A 2407-nucleotide genomic window follows, 5' to 3' on the forward strand; every position below is an offset into this window, starting at 1 on the left:
AGTACGCCGCCCTGGGGATCGACGAGTTCGTGCTGTCGGGCTACCCGCACGTCGAGGAGGCGTACTGGTTCGCCGAGGGCGTGACGCCGATCCTCCGTCAGCGGGGACTGCTGGCGTGACGATGGCACCAGCGGACCATCTCGCGGCACCAGCCGTCGATGACGTCCAGAACGCCTTCCGCGCCGCGATGTCCCACGTCGCGGCCGCGGTGTCCGTCGTGACGGTGCTCGAGGACGGCGTCCCCCACGGCACGACCGTCAGCGCGTTCATGTCGTTGTCGATGGAGCCGCCGATGATGCTGGTCTCGCTCGACGCGCGTTCGTCGCTGCTGACCCGCGTACGGCTGGGATCGCGCCTGGGCGGCAACGTCCTCGTCCCTGGGGCACGTCTCGGTGGCCGAGACCGGCACGACGCACCCCCGCTCGCTCACCTACTGGCGCCGCGGCTTCGGCACCCACGCGTGATCGAGGACAGGACCGGTCTCGACACGGACGGCGACGGTGCACCCCTCGTGCGCAGTACCCGCGGAACCGTAGGTCCTCGGTTCAACGCCAGCGCGCCGACGGCCGCGTGCGAACCCCGATCCGTTCCTCGAGGGCAGCGATCTCGTCCATCACATCGGCAGCGACCCAGATCCGGTTGCGGGACCGGCCGGTGATCTCGTGCAGGATGCCTGCGTCCTCCACGGCGTCGATCGCGTCGTACGACCTCGCACGTGACGCCCCCGTGATCGCCTCGACGGCTGCGATGTCGACGATCGGATGCTCGAGCAGCGTTCCGACGAGTGTCTGTGCGGCGGAGCCGCGTCGGGTTCCGACGCGCTCCTCCCAGAGAGAGGGCAGTGCCGCCAACCGCTCTGCGGATGCTTCCGCGGCCTCGGTTGCCGTCATGGCAGCCGAGGCGACGTACCGGACGAGCGGTTCCACGTCACCCGCGCGATAGTCCGCCAACCTGTCGAAGTACGTGTCCACGTCCGCGAGCATCACCGCGGCGATCGGCACGACCGTGCGACGCGTCGTCCCGCGACGGCGGAACACGGCGCTGATGAGACCGCGGCCGATTCGGCCGTTGCCGTCGTTGAACGGATGGATCGCCTCGAACTGTCCATGCGCGACCGCGGCCTGGGCGACGGGGCTGAGGTCGTCGCGGTTGGCGAAGTCGACCAGGTCGGACATCAGGTCCTGGACAACCTCCGGAGGGGGCGGTACGTGCGCAGCGTTGCGGGGGGTGAAGTCGCTGCCGCCGATCCAGTTCTGCTGCGTACGATAGCTTCCGGCCGCGCGGTGTTCGAGGAGATCATCGGCAAGCAGCGCCGCATGCGCGGACAGGATCGCACCTTCGGACAGCGGGGCGCCGTCATCGCACGACTCCGTGAGCTCACGCAGCGCCAGGGTGGCGGCGAGCGTACTCGTCGCGCTCCTCGTCGACTCCTCGCCGAGGCTGGCGCGCGCGAGATCGTCGAGGTCGGCGTACACACGCTCGATCCGCGACGAGGCCACCGACTCCGTCCGCGTGAGGAACTCCGCGAGGGACGAGAGGTAACGGCCCGGGCCAGCGTCGAGTGACACGACTCCTTGGCCAGCGGCCTCGCACAGGGCGGCCGTGTCCGCCGTGAGCGGTGGGGACAGCGCGCCGATCCGTGCTGGAATCTCGGTCTCGACGTGATCGAGCATCCGATCCGCTCGGCTGGGACGGCGGCCGTCGGTGCTGCGAAGATCGGGATTTGTTCGCCACCGTCGCCGTTCGAGAGAAACCGACGGCCACCCGCGATCTGAGACCTCCATGGCACTAAGTATCACATATTCGACTAAGTGATACCTACGCCGTAGGTGCTCTCGTTTGCGATCTCGCTCCAGCGGCCTAGATCGAGCACCTCCACGTTCGAGATGCATCCTCTGCCGAGATACGTAGCGTGGGCACGGTGCCACCGGGCGTGGGGAAGTCGGCGAGCCTGCCGATGCGTCGGGTGGACACCTGGGGGAAGTCATGTCTCGTACGCAACTCGGGCGCGCAGCGACCTTGCTGGTGGTGCCGTCCGTCCTCGCTCTCGCCCTGATCGCACCGGCCTCCGCGAAGGCGCCACCGACTCCGTCCGGCCTTCCGGCCGCGATCGAGGCGGGCGCGCCGTACGTGGGACCGATCAGCTGCGCGAAGCCGCACAAGGGGACGTCCCGCCTGGGCGCGCTCCTCGTCCGCACCTGGCCCGTGACCAGGTGGTCGGGAGCTCGGGACTGCTCGACGGCGACCAGCGAGCACCACGACGGGCGGGCGATCGACTGGACGACCAACGCACGGACCGTCCGCGGCAAGAAGCGTGGCACCGACCTGGCGGCGTGGCTGCTGCGTTCGGCCGGCCGGGGCAACCGCTACGCGACCGCCCGCCGCCTCGGCGTCATGTACATCATCT

3 protein-coding genes are annotated in these 2407 nt (G+C 69.3%); 2 read left to right on the plus strand and 1 reads right to left on the minus strand.

Annotated features, from left to right (window positions below; translation table 11 throughout):
- Positions 1 to 187: 187 nt before the first annotated feature.
- Positions 188 to 658, plus strand: coding sequence for a flavin reductase family protein (locus PV363_RS17990; RefSeq protein ID WP_366525509.1), 471 nt, complete (start codon positions 188 to 190; stop codon positions 656 to 658).
- Here PV363_RS17990 and PV363_RS17260 read toward each other — a convergent pair.
- A complete protein-coding gene (locus PV363_RS17260) occupies positions 546 to 1568 on the minus strand; it encodes a Fic family protein (protein WP_301023011.1) in 1023 nt (340 codons plus the stop codon). The two genes, PV363_RS17990 and PV363_RS17260, sit on opposite strands and share 113 nt — an antisense overlap.
- A gap of 418 nt (positions 1569 to 1986) precedes the next feature.
- Here PV363_RS17260 and PV363_RS17265 point away from each other — a divergent pair.
- On the plus strand, positions 1987 to 2407 hold a 421-nt coding region (locus PV363_RS17265), incomplete at its 3' end, for a hypothetical protein (RefSeq protein ID WP_301023012.1).

The organism is Mumia sp. (assembly GCF_028803055.1).
In the GTDB taxonomy this organism is placed as follows: domain Bacteria; phylum Actinomycetota; class Actinomycetes; order Propionibacteriales; family Nocardioidaceae; genus Mumia.

What these genes read in the sequence shown, in the direction of transcription:
- PV363_RS17990 (WP_366525509.1), top strand. Translation starts at nt 188, where the DNA reads ATGTCCCACGTCGCGGCCGCGGTGTCCGTCGTGACGGTGCTCGAGGAC.